Annotated in this window: 15 protein-coding genes and 1 tRNA gene; 6 read left to right on the plus strand and 10 right to left on the minus strand. The window is 63.4% G+C overall.

Going from position 1 to position 14,131, the window contains the following annotated elements:
- Positions 1 to 2 precede the first annotated feature (2 nt).
- On the minus strand, positions 3 to 779 hold the full coding sequence (ubiE, locus tag X730_RS161625; RefSeq protein ID WP_023737606.1) for a bifunctional demethylmenaquinone methyltransferase/2-methoxy-6-polyprenyl-1,4-benzoquinol methylase UbiE: 777 nt from the start codon (positions 777 to 779) through the stop codon (positions 3 to 5).
- Between the two features lie 133 nt (positions 780 to 912).
- Between ubiE and X730_RS161620 the strand changes: the two genes are divergently transcribed.
- The 3 genes from X730_RS161620 to X730_RS161610 all read left to right on the plus strand — a co-directional run bounded on the left by X730_RS161620 (position 913) and on the right by X730_RS161610 (position 3,342).
- Positions 913 to 1,884, plus strand: coding sequence for an adenosine deaminase (locus X730_RS161620; protein ID WP_023825479.1), 972 nt, complete (start codon positions 913 to 915; stop codon positions 1,882 to 1,884).
- A 135-nt stretch (positions 1,885 to 2,019) separates the two neighbouring features.
- Positions 2,020 to 2,649, plus strand: coding sequence for a uracil phosphoribosyltransferase (gene upp / locus X730_RS161615; protein ID WP_023671129.1), 630 nt, complete (start codon positions 2,020 to 2,022; stop codon positions 2,647 to 2,649).
- A gap of 129 nt (positions 2,650 to 2,778) precedes the next feature.
- Positions 2,779 to 3,342, plus strand: a complete 564-nt coding sequence (locus X730_RS161610) for a TIGR02281 family clan AA aspartic protease (protein ID WP_023825480.1) — start codon at positions 2,779 to 2,781, stop codon at positions 3,340 to 3,342.
- 9 nt (positions 3,343 to 3,351) lie between these two features.
- On the opposite strand, the gene deoA is transcribed toward X730_RS161610, so the two are convergent.
- The 6 genes from deoA to X730_RS161585 form a co-directional block, all read right to left on the minus strand.
- Positions 3,352 to 4,671: a thymidine phosphorylase gene (gene deoA / locus X730_RS161605; RefSeq protein ID WP_023825481.1), complete on the minus strand. Its 1,320-nt coding sequence runs from the start codon at positions 4,669 to 4,671 to the stop codon at positions 3,352 to 3,354.
- Positions 4,671 to 5,489, minus strand: coding sequence for a purine-nucleoside phosphorylase (locus X730_RS161600; protein ID WP_023698753.1), 819 nt, complete (start codon positions 5,487 to 5,489; stop codon positions 4,671 to 4,673). Before X730_RS161600 ends, deoA begins: the two co-directional genes overlap by 1 nt.
- A gap of 12 nt (positions 5,490 to 5,501) precedes the next feature.
- Positions 5,502 to 5,894 (minus strand): cytidine deaminase, encoded by a 393-nt coding sequence (cdd, locus tag X730_RS0133025; protein ID WP_023683183.1) that lies wholly within the window; start codon positions 5,892 to 5,894, stop codon positions 5,502 to 5,504.
- Positions 5,895 to 6,009: 115 nt separating this feature from the next.
- A complete protein-coding gene (locus X730_RS161595; protein WP_023683182.1) occupies positions 6,010 to 6,981 on the minus strand; it encodes an ABC transporter permease in 972 nt (323 codons plus the stop codon).
- Between the two features lies 1 nt (position 6,982).
- On the minus strand, positions 6,983 to 8,122 hold the full coding sequence (locus X730_RS161590) for an ABC transporter permease (RefSeq protein WP_023698755.1): 1,140 nt from the start codon (positions 8,120 to 8,122) through the stop codon (positions 6,983 to 6,985).
- A complete protein-coding gene (locus X730_RS161585; protein WP_023698756.1) occupies positions 8,119 to 9,651 on the minus strand; it encodes an ABC transporter ATP-binding protein in 1,533 nt (510 codons plus the stop codon). The genes X730_RS161590 and X730_RS161585 overlap by 4 nt, the downstream gene beginning before the upstream one ends.
- A 218-nt stretch (positions 9,652 to 9,869) precedes the next feature.
- Between X730_RS161585 and X730_RS161580 the strand changes: the two genes are divergently transcribed.
- Both X730_RS161580 and X730_RS161575 read left to right on the plus strand, forming a co-directional pair.
- On the plus strand, positions 9,870 to 10,076 hold the full coding sequence (locus tag X730_RS161580; protein ID WP_196813704.1) for a SlyX family protein: 207 nt from the start codon (positions 9,870 to 9,872) through the stop codon (positions 10,074 to 10,076).
- 13 nt (positions 10,077 to 10,089) lie between these two features.
- Positions 10,090 to 10,503 carry a hypothetical protein gene (locus X730_RS161575; RefSeq protein ID WP_023698757.1) on the plus strand — a complete coding sequence of 138 codons (414 nt, stop codon included), beginning with the start codon at positions 10,090 to 10,092 and terminating at the stop codon, positions 10,501 to 10,503.
- Positions 10,504 to 10,793: 290 nt separating this feature from the next.
- Here X730_RS161575 and X730_RS161570 read toward each other — a convergent pair whose 3' ends face one another.
- The 3 genes from X730_RS161570 to X730_RS161560 form a co-directional block, all read right to left on the minus strand.
- Positions 10,794 to 11,783, minus strand: coding sequence for a BMP family ABC transporter substrate-binding protein (locus X730_RS161570; RefSeq protein WP_023683177.1), 990 nt, complete (start codon positions 11,781 to 11,783; stop codon positions 10,794 to 10,796).
- Positions 11,784 to 12,035: 252 nt separating this feature from the next.
- A complete protein-coding gene (locus tag X730_RS161565) occupies positions 12,036 to 12,359 on the minus strand; it encodes a hypothetical protein (protein WP_023671119.1) in 324 nt (107 codons plus the stop codon).
- A 116-nt stretch (positions 12,360 to 12,475) separates the two neighbouring features.
- On the minus strand, positions 12,476 to 13,222 hold the full coding sequence (locus X730_RS161560) for a hypothetical protein (protein ID WP_023825482.1): 747 nt from the start codon (positions 13,220 to 13,222) through the stop codon (positions 12,476 to 12,478).
- A 360-nt stretch (positions 13,223 to 13,582) separates the two neighbouring features.
- Here X730_RS161560 and X730_RS161555 point away from each other — a divergent pair.
- Positions 13,583 to 13,672, plus strand: a tRNA-Ser gene (locus X730_RS161555).
- Positions 13,673 to 14,131: the final 459 nt, after the last annotated feature.

A 14,131-nucleotide genomic window follows, 5' to 3' on the forward strand; every position in this document is an offset into this window, starting at 1 on the left:
CCTCAAAGCTTCCAGCCCGAATGAAGCGCTGCGATGCCGCCGGAATAGTTGCGGAACGACACGCGCTCGAAGCCGGCGCGGGTGATCATGGCAGCAAAATTCTGTTGGTTGGGAAATTTGCGGATCGATTCGACCAGGTAGGAATAGGGCTCGCCGTCGCCCGTCACCATCTTGCCGATCTGCGGAATGGCGTTGAACGACCAGGCTTCGTAGACCTTGTCGAGCAGCGGCATCTCGACCTCGGAAAACTCCAGGCACAGGAACCGTCCGCCGGGCTTCAGCACGCGAAAGGCTTCCGTCAGCGCGACATCGATGCGCGGCACGTTGCGGATGCCGAATGCGATGGTGTAGGCGTCGAAGGTGCTATCGGTGAAAGGCAGTTCCTCGGCATTGGCCTCGACGAAATCGGTATTCCCGGACAGGCCCTTCTTTTCCGCCCGGTCGCGGCCGACGCTGAGCATCGAGCCGTTGACGTCGAGCACCGTGGCATGCGTGTTGCCATGGCTGGCGTCGACGATGCGGAAGGCGATGTCGCCGGTGCCGCCCGCCACGTCGAGCACTTTCCAGCCCGGACGTTTCGGCGGATTGAGCCATGTCACCATGGCATCCTTCCACAGCCGGTGCAGCCCGGCCGACATCAGGTCGTTCATCAGGTCGTAGCGGTTCGCCACCTTGTGGAAAACCTCATTGACCAGAGGCTGCTTGTCGCCTGGCCCTACCTTCTTGAAACCATAGGAGGTTTCCATGCCGCCCGCGGCCGTGGTTCTCTCAACTGACATTATTTTGATCCGTCATAAAACCGGCGGGACCATAGCCGATCGATGGTGCGGGCGCTATTGTTTAAGGCGCGGTGTTCGGCCGCGCTTCCAGGTGGTGGGCTTACGGCCTGGACTGATGAGACGGGATAACTGCATGCCTTTGAAAGCGGAACTGCACTGCCACATCGAGGGGGCAGCGGCGCCCGAACTCGTCGTCCGCCAGGCGCAGAAATACGGCAAGGACACCTCGCTTTATATCCAGAACGGCTCGTTCGTCTGGCACGACTTCACCTCTTTCCTCGCGGCTTACGACTTTTCCGCCGACCTGTTCCGCTCCGAGGAGGATTATGCCCGCCTCGCCGACCATTATCTGACCAGCCTTGCCCGCGACGGCGCCATCTATTCCGAAGTCTTCACCTCGCCCGACCATGCCGTCAGGGCCGGCCTGTCGCCCAAGGCCTACACCGATGCGCTCGGCGAAGGCATGCTGCGCGCCAAAGCCAAGACCGGCATAGAGGGCCGCATGATCGTCACCGGCGTACGCCATGTCGGCGTCGAATCGATCGAGCAGGCGGCGCGTTTTGCGGCGCGCTGCGGAAATCCGCTGGTCACCGGCTTCGGCGTCGCCGGCGATGAACGCATGGGCGAGATGGAGGATTATGTCAGGGCCTTCGAGATCGCCCGTGAAGCGGGTCTTGGTATCACCATCCATGCCGGCGAGTTGACCGGCTGGGAGACGGTGCAGGCCGCACTCGACCACATCCGCCCCTCGCGCATCGGCCATGGCGTGCGCGCCATCGAAAATCCCGACCTGGTGCGCCGCATCGCCGATGAGGGCATCGTGCTCGAATGCTGCCCCGGCTCCAACATCGCGCTCAAAGTCTACGACAGTTTCGCCGATCACCCTTTGCCTGCCCTGCAGGCGGCCGGCTGCAAGGTGACGCTGAACTCCGACGACCCACCCTATTTCTGGACCTCGCTGAAGCGCGAATACGACATCGCCGCCGAGCATTTCGCCATGAACGAAAAGGCGCTGGCCGCCATCACCCGAACCGCGATCGAGGCGGCTTTCGTCGACAGGAAGACGAAAAGCGCGCTGCTTGCCCGGCTCGATGCGAAGAGGTGACTGGTGATTGGTGATTGGTGATTGGTGATTGGTTTGCCGGCGCTTCGGCCTGTCAACGGCAATGATCGATCCATCGGGACTCGCAAACCTGCTCACTATTCACTATTCACTATTCACCATTCACTGGAGCAACCCATGCAGGGCGTCACCGTCGTCGACCACCCGCTTGTCCAGCACAAGCTCACCATCATGCGCAAGAAGGAGACGTCGACCGCTGGTTTCCGGCGGCTGCTGCGCGAGATCTCGCTCCTGCTCGGCTACGAGGTCACCCGCAACCTCGAACTGACGACGACGACCATCGAAACGCCGATGGAAACCATGGAAGCGCCGACGCTGGAGGGCAAGAAGCTGGTCTTCGCCTCGGTGCTGCGCGCCGGCAATGGCCTGCTCGAAGGCCTGCTCGACCTGGTCCCGGCGGCCCGCGTCGCGCATGTCGGCCTCTACCGCGATCACGAAACGCTGGAGGCGGTGGAATATTTCTTCAAGGCGCCGAGCGATCTCGCCGACCGGCTGGTGATCGTCGTCGATCCGATGCTGGCGACCGCGAACTCGGCCATCGCGGCCATCGACAAGCTGAAGGAGCGCGGAGCCACCAACATCCGTTTCCTTTGCCTGCTGGCGGCGCCAGAAGGCATCGAGCGCTTCACCAAGGCGCATCCGGATGTCCCGGTCTTTACCGCTTCCATCGACCGCCAGCTCAACGAGAAGGGCTACATCATGCCCGGCCTCGGCGATGCCGGCGACCGCATGTACGGAACCAAATGACGGCGGCTGGCAAGGCCAGCTGACATCCAGTCGTTTACCGCCCGTTTACGCAAAGCCGCGGTTTCGGGTTGGCGTTAAAGCGGCACACACCATACGTGGGCAAGAATGGGCCTTCACAAAGGTCCATTCATGCTGCGCAAGCTTGTCATTCTGGGCGTGTTCGCCGGAACGTCGGCATCGATCCCGATCGTCTATCAGTCGAATCCGCAGATTCTCGACAACCTGTCGAAGTCGACCGTCGCCGGCAAGCCGTCCGCGCAGCCTCAGCCCGAACTGAACATGGCCTCGGTTCCCGGCAAGCCGGCCGCACCGCTGCCCACTGGGCGCAAAGTATTGGTGGCGGCTGACGAGCGCGGCCATTTCACCTCCGCCTTCAAGCTCAACGGCCGCCAGGTCGACGGCATGATCGACACCGGCGCCACTTTGGTCGCCATCAACACCTCGACGGCGCGCCGCATCGGCATCTCGCTCAACCCGTCGGACTTCAACCAGCAGGTCAACACCGCCAATGGCGCGATCAGGGCCGCCGTGGTCAACATCGATCGCCTGCAGATCGGCAAGATCAGCGTCGACAACGTCCAGGCGGTAGTGCTCGACGACAAGGCTCTGCGCACCAACCTCATTGGCATGAGCTTTTTGCAGCGGCTGGCAAAATACCAGGTCGAAAACGGCACACTGTTACTGGTGCAGTAGCGCGTTCCGCTACCCGCGCGGCAGCACGCGCCGGATGACAGTCTTGTCGGCGGCTGGTTTCGACGCCCCGATCGTATAGGCCGAAAGCACGGCGGCTGCGGCCGCTTCGGCCTCCACTTGCGTGCGGGCGTGGACCAGCGCCAGCGGCTCGCCGGCCCGCACCTCGGCGCCGAGCGGCAGCAGCCTGGTGATGCCGACCGCATGGTCGATCCTGTCGTCCGGCCGCGTGCGCCCGCCACCGAGCCCGACCACAGCAAGGCCGATATCGCGGGTGGCAATAGCGGTGGCAAAACCGTTGCCTGTCGCCTTGACCGCAAACTCCACCGCCGCTTTCGGCAGGTATTTTTCCGGCTTCTCGACGAAATCGGCGGGACCGCCAAGGGCTGCGACCATACGCGCGAAGGCGGCCGCCGCGCGGCCGCCGGCCAGCGTCTCGGCCGCGCGCCTGAGACCGTCCTGATTGGACGACGCCAGCCCTGCCGATTGCAGCATCTCGGCGGCCAGCGCCAGCGTCACATCCTCCAGTCGCTTGTCGCGGAACCTTCCGGTGAGGAAATCGACGGCGTTGCGCACCTCGACCGCGTTGCCGGCCGCCGACGCCAGCGGCTCGTTCATACCGGTGACCAGCGCCGAGGCCTTCAGGCCGGCGCCGTTGGCGATCTCGACCAGGCTGTTGGCCAGTGCTGTCGCGTCGCGCGACTTCTCCATGAAGGCGCCATTGCCGACCTTGACGTCGAGCACCAGCGACCGCAGGCCGGCCGCGAGTTTCTTCGACAGGATAGAGGCAGTGATCAGCGGCACCGATTCCACCGTTCCGGTCACATCACGGATCGCATAGAGGCGACGGTCGGCGGGCGCGAGATCGGCGGTCTGTCCGATGATGGCACAGCCGGTCTCGAGCACCGTCTTGCGGAAGCACGCGATATCCGGCTGGCTGATATAGCCTGGGATGGCATCCATCTTGTCCAGCGTGCCGCCGGTATGCCCAAGGCCCCTGCCGGAGATCATCGGCACATAGGCGCCGCAAGCGGCGACGATCGGCGCCAGCATCAGCGAGACATTGTCGCCGACGCCGCCGGTCGAATGTTTGTCGGTGACCGGACCCGGCAGATCCGACCAGTCGAGCACATCGCCGGAATCGCGCATGGCGAGCGTCAGCGCCACCGCCTCGTCGCGGTTCATGCCGTTGAAGTACACCGCCATGGCAAAGGCGCCGACCTGACCGTCCGAGACGCTGCCCGAAGTTACGCCGGCGACAAAGGCCGAAATCTCCTGCGCCGACAGTTTCTGGCCGTCGCGCTTGCGGCGGATGATTTCCTGGGGAAGCATCAGGCGTCGCCCTTCGGCTCCGGCAACCCATCCTGGAACACATGCGCAAGGATCGTCGCCAACCGTGCGCCGCCGATCGGCGCCATGTCCTTGGTCTCCTGGTGCGACAGTTCCGCCCCGGTCATCCCGGCGGCGAGATTGGTGATCACCGAACAGGCGGCTACGCGAAGCCCAAGGAAGCGGGCGAGAATGACCTCCGGCACGGTCGACATCCCTACCGCATTGGCGCCCATGATGCGCGCCATGCGGATTTCAGCAGGGGTTTCGAAACACGGACCGGAAAACCACATATAGACGCCCTTGTGCAGCGCCGTCCCTGTCGCCTTCGCCGACCGTTCGATCGCCGCGCGCAAGCCGGCATCATAGGCTTCGGTCAGGCCGACGAAGCGGCGGTCGCTCGGCTCGCCGATCAGCGGGTTGGAGCCGGAGAAATTGATGTGATCGGTGATCAGCATCACCGATCCTGGCAGCATGTCGGGATCGACCGAGCCGGCGGCATTGGTAAGGATCAGCTTGGTGATGCCGATGCCGGCAAGCACCTCCAGCGCCGGCCGCATTGCAGCAGCAACGCCGTGCTCGTAGTAATGGGCGCGGCCGGACAGCATCAGCACCGGCGTGCCGGCGAAAAGCCCCGCGACCACCTCGCCGGCATGGCCAGTCACCCCGCTGCGGGGGAAACCCGGCAGGTCGGCATAAGAGATGCGCACGGCATTCTCGACCTGGTCGACAAGCCCGCCAAGGCCCGACCCCAGCACCATCGCCGTTGTCGGCGCTAACCCGTCCAGCCTTTCGACGAGGTGGTCCAGAGCTTCCTTCATATCAGCCAACTCTCACTTCAAAATGTCGCCACGAAACCCGTAGGGCAGCATGTCGCCCATGGTCACGGTCTCGACCACGCCGGTGTTGTCGCAAAGATAGAGCTTTGTGTCCGGCCGGCAGAATTCCGCCAGCCTTTGCCGGCAGCCGCCACAGGGCGAGCATTTGGCCATGCGCGAGGCAATGACGGCGATTTCCACAATTTTGCCGCCACCGCCCATGATGTAATGGCCGAGCGCCGTGGTCTCGGCGCACCAGCCTTCCGGATAGGACGCGACCTCGATGTTGGCGCCGGTGAAGACACGGCCGTCTTCGGTGCGCAACGCCGCACCCACCGGAAACTTCGAATAGGGCGCGTAGGCCTTGGCCATGGCCTCCTGCGCGGCTTCGAACAGATCATGCGACATCTAGACGTTCTCTCCGACGATCGTGTTCAAAACCCGGCCATTTGCGTTTCCTGGCGCCTTTCGAGCACCGAGCCGCATGTTCGGCTCAACGGTCTCAGACACTAGCGTGCCCGGATCAACGTTCCTTGACATACGGCACGCCGCCGGCGCGCGGCGGGATCGCCTTGCCGATGAAGCCGGCAAGCAGGATCACGGTCAGCACATAGGGCAGCGCCTGCATGAACTGCACCGGCACCTTGCCGATCAACGGCAGCGGCGAACCCTGCAGGCGGATCGCCGCCGCGTCGAGGAAGCCGAACAGAAGACAGGCGAACATGGCGTTCACCGGTCGCCATTTGGCAAAGATCAGCGCCGCCAGTGCGATGTACCCCTTGCCCGCGGTCATGTCCTTCACGAAGCCGCCATTCTGCACCATCGAGAGGTAGGCGCCGGCAATGCCGGTCAGCACACCGGTGCAGATCAGGGCCCGGTAGCGCAGCCAGGCGACCGAGATGCCGGCGGTGTCGACGGCGGCCGGGTTCTCGCCGACGGCGCGTAGGCGCAGGCCGAAGCGGGTGCGAAACAACACCCACCAGGTGAACGGCACCATGGCGAAAGCGAGATAGACCAGGATCGAATGGCCAGAGAGCAGCTCGGAATAGATCGGCCCTATGATCGGCACGTCGTGGATCGCGGCAGCACCAGGCAGAGTGATGGCCTCGAAACGCTCGCCCGGCTGCAGCGCCGGCGTTCGCCCGCCCTGCTGGAACCAGGCTTGGCCCAGAATGATGGTCGAGCCGGCGGCGACGAAGTTGATGGCCACACCGGAGACGATCTGGTTGCCGCGATGGGTGATCGAGGCGAAGCCGTGCACCAGGGCAAAGGCGACCGACATCACGATCGCCATGCCGAGACCGAGGAAGGCCGAATGGAAGACCGAAGCGGCGGCCGCACCTGCAAAGGCGCCGACCAGCATCTTGCCTTCCAGCCCGATGTCGAAAACGCCGGCGCGTTCCGAATAGAGGCCGGCGAGGCAAGCGAGCAGCAGCGGCACCGACAGGCGTATGGTCGAGTCCAGGATCTGCACGATGGCGATGAAGACGTCCATCTCAGGCGCCCTTCCCTTTGACCCCTTCGATGCCGACCGACCTTGGACTGAACGAGGCGAACAGCGCCTGGACGTAGGGCCGGAACATGTGCTCCAGCGCACCGGCAAACAGGATGACCAGGCCTTGGATGATGACGATCATGTCGCGGGAAATCGCCGGCATTTCGAAGGCGAGTTCGGCGCCACCCTGGTAGAGCATGCCGAACAGGATCGCCGCCAGCACGATGCCGACCGGATGCAGACGGCCCATCAGCGCCACGGCAATGCCGACGAAGCCGGCGCCGGAGACGAAATCGATCGCCACATTGTGCTGGTCGCCCATCACCGGGTTGAGTGTCATCATGCCGGCCAGCGCGCCCGAAATCATCATCGCGATGATGATGATGCGGGTCTCCGAAATGCCGGCATAGCGCGCCGCTTTCGGGCTGTGGCCATAGGTGCGCATCTCGTAGCCGAGCTTGGTGCGCCAGATCAGCAGCCAGACCAGGAATGCCATGAGCAGCGCCAGCAGGAAGCAGATGTTGAACGGCGCCGAGCGGATCTTGGCGCCGAACAGTTCGATGATCCAGTTGAGCTTCGGCAGCTCGGCCCCGGCGAGGAAGTTGCGCGTCTGCGGTGCCTGCGACGCCGCCGGCTTCAATGGCCCGACCAGGAGATAGACCATGATCGAGGCCGCGATGAAGTTGAACATGATGGTGGTGATGACGATGTGCGACCCGCGCTTGGCCTGCAGATAGGCCGGAATTAGCGCCCACAGCGCACCGACGGCGGCTCCGGCGACGATCGCCAGCGGAAAGGTCAGCCACCACGGCAGCACAGTGTCGAAGGCGAGGCAGACCACGCCCACGCCAAGGCCGGCAATATAGGCCTGGCCCTCGGTCCCGATGTTGAACAGGCCGCAATGTGCGGCCACCGCCACTGACAGGCCGGTGAAGATGAAGGTGGTGGCATAGAACAGCGTGAAGGCAATGCCGGTTCCCTTGCCGAAAGCGCCCTCGACCAGGATGACGGCGGCACGAAACGGGTTTTCGCCGACCAGCATGACGACGAAACCGGCAACGATGAAGGCCACCGACAGATTGATCAGCGGGATCAGCCCATAATCGGCCCAGGCCGGCAGCTTGGCGTAAGGCGTGCTCACTCTGCCGCCTCCTGGCGATCGACGCCTGCCATCAGCAGGCCAAGCTCGCCTTCGGTCGCCTCGGGGCCACGTTCGCCGACGATGCGCCCGGCAAACATCACCAGGATGCGGTCCGACAGCGAACGGATCTCGTCGAGCTCGACCGACACCACCAGCACCGCCTTGCCCTGGTCGCGCATTGCGATCAGCCGCTTGTGGATGAATTCGATGGCGCCGACATCGACGCCGCGCGTCGGCTGGCCGACGATCAGAACACCGGGATCCTGCTCCATTTCTCGCGCCAGCACGATCTTCTGCTGGTTGCCGCCGGAGAAATTCGCCGTCTTCAGACGCGGATTGCCGGGACGGATATCGTACTTCTCGATCTTGTCCTTGGCATCGGTCATGATGGCGTCGATGTTGAGGAACGGCCCTTTGAGGTAGCGCGGGTCGTCATGGTAGCCGAGGATCGAATTCTCGTTCTCCTCGAAGGCCAGCACCAGGCCGACATGATGGCGGTCCTCCGGCACATGGGCGAGCCCACGGTCGCGCAACTCGCCGGGATCGGCGGCCCCGGTCAGGTCGATCGGCTTGCCATCGAGCATCACCGAGCCGGAAACCGCGCGCCTGATGCCGGAAATCGCCTCGAGCAGTTCGGACTGGCCGTTGCCTGCGACACCGGCAATGCCGACGATCTCGCCGGCGTGGATATCGAAGGAGATGTCGTCGACCATGGTGACGCCGCGCTGGTCTTTCACCGTCAGGTTCTTGACGGCCAGCTTGACCGCGCCGGCCTCCGTCTCGCCCTTTTCGACCCGCAGCAGCACGCGCCGTCCGACCATCAGTTCGGCCAGTTCGCCGACTGTCGTCTTGCTGGTCTCGCGCGTCGCCACCATCGTGCCCTGGCGCATGACCGAGACATTGTCGGTGATGGCCATGATCTCGCGCAGCTTGTGGGTGATCAGCACCACCGTTTTCCCCTGGTCCTTCAACTGCCTGAGGATGCGAAACAGATGGTCGGCCTCGGCCGGCGTCAATACGCCCGTCGGCTCGTCGAGAATCAGGATTTCGGCGCCGCGATAAAGCGCCTTCAGGATTTCGACACGCTGCTGCAGGCCGACCGGCAATTCCTCGATGATGGCGTCGGGATCGACTTCCAGCCCGTATTCGCGCTCGAGCCGCTCCAGTTCGGAGCGCGCCTTGGCGATGCTCTTTTTCAACAGCGCATCGCTTTCGGCGCCGAGGATGATGTTTTCCAGCACGGTGAAATTGTCGACCAGCATGAAGTGCTGGTGCACCATGCCGATGCCGAGCGCGATGGCGTCGTTGGAAGTCTTGATCGACGCCGGCTTGCCGCCGACGCGGATCTCGCCGCTGTCGGCCTGGTAGAAGCCGTAGAGGATCGACATCAGCGTCGACTTGCCGGCGCCGTTCTCGCCGACGATGCCGTGGATGGTGCCGCGTGCGATCTCCAGATTGATGTCGCGATTGGCGCGAACGGCGCCAAAACTCTTGTTGATGCCGATCAGTTCGATTGCGGCTTGCGCCATGCAGCCTGTCCCACTCTTATTTTTTTATCGCTTGGTCAAAACGCCTAGCATGATGCCCCACCCGTGCCAATTGGCGGCGCAGTGGCCACTCTCGACAAATCCCGGTGCGCTTGTCAATTTCGAACGTGGCCGCAGACCTTCACATTCACTAATATGCAAGGCTCGACAGTCGCATCATGCTGCACCTGCGTGCACCAGGACCTGGGGAGTTTCGAATGATCATGCCTGTCGACCGGCTGACGACGCTGGAAATCCGCGCCGCCGAGCAGGAAAAGACGATCGAGGAACTGTCGGGCCAGATCGCCGAACAGTGGACGGTCATCGAGCGCATGCAGCGCAAGCTGGATGCGCTGACCGGGCGCTTCATGGCGCTGGAGGAACAATCGGCACCCGACGTGCCGATAACCAAACCGCCGCACTGGTAGCAAGGAGAAGCCGATGGCCGGTGAAAGCGATCGCGTTACGCGGGCGGGCGACTATGTGCTTGGCCTGATGAACGATCGCGACCGCGAGCGTGCCGAGCGAGACCTGGCGATCGATCCCGCCTTCCGCGACACGGTGATGCGGCTGGCCGAGCGCATGCATGTCTTCGACGGCACGGGGCGGCCCTCGGGCGACGACGATCGCTGGCGGCTGATCTCGCAACGCATCGCCGAACTGCCGCAGATGCGTGTGGTCGGCCAGGACGAAGCGAAGCCGGTGATCGGCAGACTGGAGCGGAAGCCCTATGGCGTCGGCGTGCATTCGCTCGGTGCCCGACGCGGCGCCGTCATCGCCATCGCGCTGAACGTGGTGTTTGCGCTGGGTTATCTCTTGGGCTTGTTGTCGACCGGCGGTGCGCTTCTGCCCTGACGTCCAAGGCAATCGCATATGGACTTGCGAAGAAGGACCCGCAACGCCGAAACTGCCGATCTCCCCCCTTGCGGGGGAGATGGCCGGCAGGCCAGAGGGGGTGTGAAGGATCGCCAACCTGATTGGCCGTTAGGCCGAGGGACAGCCCCCCTCTGCCTTGCCAGGCATCTCCCCCGCAAGGGGGGAGATCGGACGTCGCCGAGACCTCCGCCAATCCTCAACGTCCTTTAAAGCCCTCAAACAAAACCGCCGGGCTTTTACCCGGCGGTTCGTAAGCGAATTCTTATCAATCAATACGGGCAGGCGTTGTCGGCGGTATAGTCGTGCACCTGGATCGTGCCGGCGATGATGTCGGCCTTGGCCTTTTCGACGGCAGCCTTCATCTCGTCGGTGACCAGCGCCTTGTTGTTGTCGTCCATGGCGTAGTCGACGCCGCCTTCCTTGAGGCCGAGATTTTGCAGGCCGCCCTTGAAGGTGCCGTTCTTGCCGTCCATGAAGGCGGTGTAGACCGCAACGTCGACGCGCTTCAGCATCGAGGTCAGCACCTTGCCGGGCTGCAGGCCGTTCTGGTTGGAATCGACGCCGATGCCGAGCTTGCCGGCATCCGCCGCCGCCTGCAGCACGCCGACGCCGGTGCCGCCGGCCGCGGCATAGACGACGTCGGAGCCCTGGTCGATCTGCGTCTTGGCGATCTCGCCGCCCTTGGCCGGATCGTTCCACGCCGCGGGCGTGTCACCGGTCATGTTCTGGATGACATCGGTCGCACCGGCCGCCTTGGCGCCGCCGACATAGCCGCATTCGAACTTGCGGATCAGCGGAATGTCCATGCCGCCGATGAAGGACACCTTCTTGGACTTCGAGGCCATCGCCGCCAGGATGCCGACGAGATAGGAGCCTTCGTTTTCCTTGAAGACCAGCGAGCGGACATTGGGCATATCGACGGCATCGTCGATGATGGCGAAGTTGAGATCGGGATATTCCTTCGCGACCACCTTCAGCGCATCCTCCCAGGCAAAGCCGGCCATGACGATCGGGTTGCGGCCGTCCTCGGCGAAGCGGCGCAGCGCCTGCTCGCGTTGCGAGGCGTTCGACACTTCGAACTCGACATAGGCGGTGCCGGTCTCGGTCTTGAACTTTTCGGCGCCGTGATAGGCAGCCTCGTTGAAGGATTTGTCGAACTTGCCGCCGAGATCGTAGAGGATGGCCGGCTGGACATCCGCGGCGAAAGCCGGAAGAACCATTGCGGTTGCGGCCAGGAGGCCGAGAACGATACGTTTCATGTGATCCACACCCTGTCGGTTATTTTTTTCCGTTACGCGCCGCCCGCCTGCCCGGTTCTCCGGCAGGCATGCGGCATCAGCCAGGAGTGTACTCCCCTCCCGCTCAAGGCAATCTGGCACGGCCCGAAACAAAATTCACGCGGAATTTTGACCTTTTGGAAAAGCATGCCCCCCGTTGGAAAAACATGCCCAATGCGGTGACAGCTGTGGACGATTGCCGCGTTGTCGTCGCAAGTCCGCTGGGACAACCCATCAGCCCGGCGCGAATTCTCCGCCGCGCCGCCGGCGCCGGTAGCCGATCGCATAGAGGATGAAGGCAAGCACCGCGAACACGGCAAACCCCGGCTGGGCAAGCACCCAGGCGATGCCGCCATCCCATATCGTCGGATTGACCTTGGCGCGCACGAAGGTCTCGAAGGCCGCGCGGGTGTCGGGCGAAACCGCCAGCCAGCTCGAATTCAGCGGCGTCATGACCAATGTGGAAGCCGCCACCGAGCGCGTCGCGTCGAGCACGGCCATGATGACGGCGACCGAGAGTGCGATCATGGCCGCGAGGCGAAACAAAAAACGCAACATCGAAATCTTCCCCGGTCCTCAAGTTCCTCCCGAGGACCTTCCGGTCAAAGGCGAGGAATAGAATGCGCACGCCCCGCGTGCAATCGCCATACGCGAATTTGAAGCCTATCGCCCGCCTATATGGCCACCTTTCGGCTCCGCCGATGGACGAGCCAGACGCCGAGGACGCCGCCGCCAATGGCCCCGACCACCAGCCCGGCAAGGCCGATGAACACCGCGAAGTAGCCGCAGCCGCCTTCGAAACAGCTGATGTCGGTGGCTTCGGCGATCCCCGCGCCAAGCGCGAAGCCGGCGACAGTGCCGACGACGGCGCCGAGGATGATGCCGGCCAGCGCGGCGACGATCGAACCAAAGGCTGACGGTGCCTGCGCTTCCGGCCTTGCATAAAAGGCCTTGGCCTCGTCGCGGCGGCGCAGCAGGTAAATGCAAAACAGGCCGATGACGATTTCGGTGGCGGCGATCGCAAGCTCCCTGGCGGAGACGGTGAAATCGGGCACGGTCAGCGCATAGACCTGCTCGGCCAGCCGCCAGGCGATGGTGGTGATCTGCCAGATGGTGAAATGACGCGGAAAGCGCGCGGAACGGCTGAAGGCGAGGCCGAGCAGATAAAGCCCCCACACGATGGTGACGATGTCGAAGGCCAGTCCGCCAAGCACGAAATAGAAGATCCTGTCCGGCACGCCGGAACTCTCGAACAGCCACCGCGCCGAGACCAGCCAGTAGACCGACCATGCCATGACGAAGAGGAGCCAGACCACGGGCACGAAGGACAGCCCGCTGTCCGGAGGCCCTGCGGGCGTCAGCCCGCCTGGCATGCCTCCGGCCGGCGTTCCGCTGGCCGGCTGTTCATTGCTCGATGTCACGTCTGGACGTTGCCCCCGCAAAGCCTCCGCCGCACTCGACAGGTGGCGAGGGGCGAAGTCAAGCGCGGCCGGCCCTGCCGCCTTGCCCGTGCACACCATTCAGAACCGAAGCGCCTTAGAAGCGGAGCCGTTCAACGCCCCGCGAAACGATGCATGGCCGGCAAAGCGAATAGACTGCCGTTATGGCTTGGCATTCGGCGCCGGATCGACTAGATGAGCCCCGCGCCTGTTTGATTGACGGGCGCCGGGAAGGGCATCCGCTGGTTGGCGGTGTCCATCAAGCGGGTCTTCCCGCAAATCCCAAAGGGATGCATCTCCCCAACCCGCGTGGCAAAACCGGCCGGGCGCGAATGCAAGGACGGAGAGGTGGCCGAGTGGTTGAAGGCGCACGCCTGGAAAGTGTGTTTACGGGAGACCGTAACGCGGGTTCGAATCCCGCTCTCTCCGCCAGTTCATCAACAAAATCAAGAACTTAGAGCGAATTTTAGAACTTACCCGCCAAAAAGCCCATCATGCAGGGTGCTATTGATTTAGACAGCATGGGACGGCATGAGGCATCCAGCCGGGGACGCGCGCGTACCCGATCTTCAACGTAGCACTCTATCTTCGATGTTTAGGCGACCGAGGAATCGGTTGATCCGATGATAGCATGTCAGCCCACTCTTTCATGCGACACCGCTGTCAAATGCGACCGTATTCATTGGTGCCGTTCACCCATCCGAATTCCGATGTAGAGGCGTCGCTACCGCTGACTCGTCGGTGGTACGCCGTCTCCTTGTTTATGGGGAGCTGACCATCCATCCGTTATCCGACGCGCTTACCCGATGGCGTCGCTGGGTCAATGTCGTGCCCGCTCCATTCGCTTCGCTCCCGTGTTCTCTTTGACGCCTTCGCCGCTTCATCAGGTTC

It is taken from the genome of Mesorhizobium sp. L103C131B0 (assembly GCF_000502275.1).
Taxonomy (GTDB): domain Bacteria; phylum Pseudomonadota; class Alphaproteobacteria; order Rhizobiales; family Rhizobiaceae; genus Mesorhizobium.

Excerpts from the sequence above, each read along its gene's own strand:
- ubiE (WP_023737606.1), bottom strand. The coding sequence starts at position 779 with ATGTCAGTTGAGAGAACCACGGCCGCGGGCGGCATGGAAACCTCCTAT.
- X730_RS161620 (WP_023825479.1), top strand. The coding sequence starts at position 913 with ATGCCTTTGAAAGCGGAACTGCACTGCCACATCGAGGGGGCAGCGGCG.
- upp (WP_023671129.1), top strand. The coding sequence starts at position 2,020 with ATGCAGGGCGTCACCGTCGTCGACCACCCGCTTGTCCAGCACAAGCTC.
- X730_RS161610 (WP_023825480.1), top strand. The coding sequence starts at position 2,779 with ATGCTGCGCAAGCTTGTCATTCTGGGCGTGTTCGCCGGAACGTCGGCA.
- deoA (WP_023825481.1), bottom strand. The coding sequence starts at position 4,671 with ATGCTTCCCCAGGAAATCATCCGCCGCAAGCGCGACGGCCAGAAACTG.
- X730_RS161600 (WP_023698753.1), bottom strand. The coding sequence starts at position 5,489 with ATGAAGGAAGCTCTGGACCACCTCGTCGAAAGGCTGGACGGGTTAGCG.
- cdd (WP_023683183.1), bottom strand. The coding sequence starts at position 5,894 with ATGTCGCATGATCTGTTCGAAGCCGCGCAGGAGGCCATGGCCAAGGCC.
- X730_RS161595 (WP_023683182.1), bottom strand. The coding sequence starts at position 6,981 with ATGGACGTCTTCATCGCCATCGTGCAGATCCTGGACTCGACCATACGC.
- X730_RS161585 (WP_023698756.1), bottom strand. The coding sequence starts at position 9,651 with ATGGCGCAAGCCGCAATCGAACTGATCGGCATCAACAAGAGTTTTGGC.
- X730_RS161575 (WP_023698757.1), top strand. The coding sequence starts at position 10,090 with ATGGCCGGTGAAAGCGATCGCGTTACGCGGGCGGGCGACTATGTGCTT.
- X730_RS161570 (WP_023683177.1), bottom strand. The coding sequence starts at position 11,783 with ATGAAACGTATCGTTCTCGGCCTCCTGGCCGCAACCGCAATGGTTCTT.
- X730_RS161565 (WP_023671119.1), bottom strand. The coding sequence starts at position 12,359 with ATGTTGCGTTTTTTGTTTCGCCTCGCGGCCATGATCGCACTCTCGGTC.